The following is a 4,950-nucleotide window of genomic DNA, read 5'->3' on the forward strand; positions in this document are numbered from 1 at the left end:
GGTGGAGGTGCCGGAGAACCTGATCCCGGCGGACGCGCAGCACATCACGCCCGAGATGCTGCCGCTGGTGGAGCTGGAGCAGGCCGAGATCGACCGCGTGGTCGGGACCGTCGAAGGCGGCGCGGCGAACATCGCCGACGTGTACCCGCTCGCGCCCCTGCAGGAGGGCTTGTTCTTCCATCACCTCATGGCCGGGGGCGGAGCCGACGCCTATGTGACGTTACGGCTGGTGGAGTTCGAGTCGCGGGCCCGGCTGGATGAGTTCGCGGGTGCGTTGCAGCAGGTGGTGGACCGGCATGACATCTACCGGACCGGTGTGGTGTGGGAGGGCCTGCGGGAGCCGGTGCAGGTCGTGTGGCGGCGGGTTGTGCTGCCCGTCGTCGAGCATGCCCTCGATGTCCGGTCAGCCGAGCCCGCGCGGTGGGCGGACGCTCTGGTGGCCGCCGGTGGGTCGGTGATGGATCTGCGGCGTGCGCCGCTGATGGATCTGCATGTGGCGGAGGTGGCGGAGGGCCGGTGGCTGGGGCTGGTGCGGATGCACCACCTGGTCCAGGACCACCTGGGCATGGATGTGGTGCTTCAGGAACTGCGGGCGGTTCTGACGGGGCAGGTGGAGCGGCTGGCTCCCGCGCTGCCGTTCCGGAACTTCGTCGCGCAGACGCGGGCCGTGCCGCGTGCGGAGCATGAGCGGTTCTTCGCCGGGCTGCTGGGGGATGTGAGCGAGCCGACCGCACCGTACGGACTGCTGGATGTGCGCGGTGACGGCAGCGGTGCGGTGTCGGGCGTGGTGTCCGTGGACGGTGAGGTTGTCGAGGGGCTGCGGGAGGCGTCGCGGCGGCTGGGGGTCAGTACCGCCACGGTGCTGCACGTGGCCTGGGCGCGCGTGCTGGCGGTGCTGTCCGGGCGTGAGGACGTGGTGTTCGGGACGGTGCTGTTCGGGCGGATGAACGCCGGCGAGGGCGCCGACCGGGTGCTCGGCCCCTTCATCAACACGCTCCCGGTCCGCGTACAGACAGGTCCGGTAGGGGTACGGGCCGCGGTGGAGGCCATGCGGGACCAGTTGGCCGCGCTGCTGGAGCATGAGCACGCACCCCTGGCGGTCGCGCAGCAGGTCAGCGGGGTCGCGGCCGATATGCCGCTGTTCACCTCGCTGTTCAACTACCGGCATGTCACCGGCAGCGGTGGCCGGGCCTCGGACGGCGCCGAGACCGGCGAGGAGCGGCCGGTCGAGGGGATTCGTACGGTCTTCGCCGAGGAGCGGACCAACTATCCGCTGGTGGTGTCGGTCAACGACCGCGGCGCGGGTGGTCTGAGCCTGGGCGTGCAGACCGTGGACGTACTCGACCCGCAGGCCGTGGGCAGGCTGCTGCGCACCGCCGTCGAGAACACCGTCGCCGCGCTCACCGTCGCGTTGGACGACGGCCCGGACACCGACCTGCGGGCGATCGACGTCCTCGGCGGCGAGGAGCGTGCCCGGCTGCTGCACGCGTGGAACGACCAGGTCCCGATGGGCACCGACGCGACCCTCGCGGACCTCGTCGAACGGCAGGTCGCGGCGGCCCCGGACGCCGTCGCCGTGGTGGCCGGCGGCGTGCGGCTGACCTATGCGGAGCTGGACACGCGCGCCAACCGTCTCGCCCACCATCTGCGCGAACTCGGCGCCGGCACGGAATCGACGGTCGCGGTCATGCTGGACCGCGGCGCGGAGACCGTCGTGGCGCTGCTGGCCGTCCTCAAGACCGGCGCGGCGTACCTGCCCATCGACCCGCGTCACCCGGCCGAACGGGTGAGCTATGTCCTCGCCGACGCCGGTGCGGTGGCCGCCGTCACCTCCACGGCGTGCCTCCCGCAGATCGTGGAGTACGTACCGCCGACCGTCCACCTCACCGTCCTGGACGATCCCGCGACCGAGGCGCGGCTCGCCGAACGCGACGAGACGCCCGTCGCCCGCTCGGTCACGCCCGACAACCGCGCCTATGTGATCTACACGTCCGGCTCGACGGGCCGACCCAAGGGCGTCGCGGTCAGCCACCGCAATGTCGTCGGCATGTTCGCCGCCACCCGCGGGCTCTTCGAACTGGGCCCGTCCGACGTGTGGAGCTGCTTCCACTCGTTCGCGTTCGACTTCTCCGTCTGGGAGCTGTGGGGAGCACTCGTCCACGGGGCCCGGGTGGTCGTCGTACCGTTCGATGTGTCGCGTTCGCCGCAGCAGTTCGCCCGGCTGCTGGCCGACGAGCAGGTCACCGTCCTCAGCCAGACACCGTCGGCGCTGTACCAGCTCCTCGCGGTGGACGAGTTCGGACCGCAGGACCTGCGGCTCATGGTGTTCGGCGGGGAGGCCCTGGACCACGCCCGGCTGCGCAGCTGGTGGCCGCGTGAGAACGGCGGCCCCCGCGTACACCTGGTGAACATGTACGGAATCACCGAGACCACCGTGCACGCCACCCACTGGCGGCTGAACCCCGGTGACGAGGAGACCGGCAGCGTCGTGGGCCGCGGACTGCCCGGACTGTCGACCTACGTCCTCGACGGCTCGCTCGACCCGGCGCCGGTCGGCGTGATCGGCGAGCTGTATGTGGCGGGTGACCAGGTCGCCCGTGGATACGTGGGCCGTCCCGAGCTGACCGCGGAGCGCTTCGTCGCCTGCCCCTTCGGATCCGCCGGCGAGCGCATGTACCGGTCCGGGGACCTGGCGAAGTGGACTCCCGACGGGCAGTTGCTGTTCGTCGGACGCGCGGACGAACAGGTGAAGATCAGGGGCTTCCGGATCGAGCCCGGCGAGATCGAAGCCGCCCTCCTGGCCCATCCCGACGTGGCCCGGACCGCCGTGGTGGCCCGCGAGGACACCCCCGGCGACAAACGACTGGTGGCGTACGTCGTGCCCGCCGACGGCGCCCACCCCACCCTCGACCGCGACGGCCTGCGGGCCTTCGTGGCCGGGCGGGTCCCGGGGTACATGGTCCCGGCGGCCGTGGTGACGCTCGACGAACTCCCGTTGACGGCCAACGGCAAACTGGACCGCCGGGCCCTGCCCGCGCCGGATTACACCACCGGCGGGGGCCGCGGCCCTGTCACGCTCCAGGAAGAGATGCTCTGCGCGATCTTCGCGGACGTCCTGGGTGTCGACTCCGTGGGTGTCGACGACAGCTTCTTCCAGCTCGGCGGGCACTCCCTGCTGGCGGTCCGGCTGATATCCCGGGTCCGTGCCGTGCTGGGTGTGGAGGTCGAGGTCCGGGCGCTGTTCGAGGCGCCTACGGTGGCGGGTCTGGCGGCACGCCTGGGCGAGGGCGGTGGCCGGACTCGTACGGCACTGCGGGCTGTGGCCGAGCGGCCGGAGCGGATACCCCTGTCGTTCGCCCAGCGGCGGCTGTGGTTCCTGGCGCAGTTGGAGGGGCCGAGCGCGGCGTACAACATCGCGGTGCCGGTACGGCTGAGCGGGGTCGACGCGGGAGCGCTGGGCGCGGCGCTGCGGGATGTGATCGGGCGCCATGAGTCGCTGCGGACGGTGTTCGCGGCGGTGGACGGTGAGCCGTACCAGCGGGTGCTGGATACGGAGGAGCTGGACTGGAGGCTGGAGGTCTCCGAGGTCGCGAGCGAGGGCCTGGCGGAAGCGGTGGGCCAGGCGTCGCGATACGCCTTCGACCTGTCCTCGGAACTGCCCGTTCGGGCCTGGCTGTTCCAGGCCGGTGCGGATGAACAGGTTCTGCTGGTGGTGATGCACCACATCGCCGGTGACGGCTGGTCGATGGGCCCCCTGGGCCGGGACCTCTCCACGGCCTACGCGGCACGGCTGCGCGGCCGGGCGCCGGACTTCGAGCCGCTGCCGGTGCAGTACGCGGACTACGCCATCTGGCAGCGCGAGCTGCTGGGGGAGGAGACCGACCCCGCGAGTCTGCTGTCCACGCAGGTCGAGTACTGGCGGAACACGCTCGCCGGAGCACCGGAGGAACTCGCGCTGCCCGTGGCCCGGCCACGTCCGGCCGTCGCGAGCCACATGGGGTACCGGGTTCCCCTCCAGGTTCCGGCCGAGGTGCACCGGCGGCTCACGGAACTGGCACGCGCCGAGGGCGCGACACCGTTCATGGTCCTCCAGGCCGCCCTGGCGACCTCCCTGTCAAGGCTGGGCGCGGGCACCGATGTGCCGATCGGCTGCGGCGTCGCCGGCCGCACCGACGAGGCACTGGACGACCTGGTCGGGTTCTTCGTCAACACGCTGGTGATCCGGACGGACCTGTCCGGGGATCCGGAGTTCCGTGAGCTGCTGGCGCGGGTGCGGGAGGCGAGCCTCGGCGCGTTCGCCCACCAGGACGTTCCCTTCGAACGTCTGGTCGAGGAGCTGGCCCCCGAACGGTCGATGTCCCGCCACCCCCTGTTCCAAGTGGTCCTCACCCTGCAGAACATCGAGCGCGCGGAACTGGACCTGCCCGGCGTACGGACCGGTTCGATTCCGGCGACCGAAGCCGCCGTGGTCACCTCGATCAAGGGTGACGTGGACGTGATGGTCGGCGAACTGTTCGACCGGGACGGCCGTCCGGCGGGTCTGCGCGGAATGCTGACGGTGTCGGCGGACCTCTTCGACGAGCCGACCGCCGCGAGGTTCGCCGACTGGTTCACTCGGGTCCTGGACACCATGACCGCGACCCCGGAAACCCGACTTACCGCGGTGGGCATGCTCAACTCCGCCGAGCGGGAACGGTTGCTGGTGGAGTGGAATGACACGGCGGCGGAGGTGTCGGACGCGTCGGTGGTGGAGTTGTTCGAGCGGCGGGTTGCGTCGGCCGCGGGTGCGGTGGCGGTGGTGGGTGAGGGCATCGAGCTGTCGTACGGGGAGTTGGACGCGGCGGCGAATCGGCTCGCGCAGTATCTGCGGGGTCGGGGGGTTGGGCCGGAGTCTGTGGTGGGGCTGCGGTTGCCGCGTGGCGCCGGGATGGTCACCGGGATGCTGGGTGT

General features: G+C 71.5%; 1 protein-coding gene. It reads left to right on the forward strand.

Annotation, left to right across the window (positions count from 1 at the left end; all coding sequences use genetic code 11):
* On the forward strand, window positions 1-4,950 hold a 4,950-nt coding region (locus ACZ562_RS38185; RefSeq protein ID WP_471189291.1), incomplete at both ends, for an amino acid adenylation domain-containing protein.

The organism is Streptomyces sp. NPDC040410 (genome assembly GCF_055595715.1).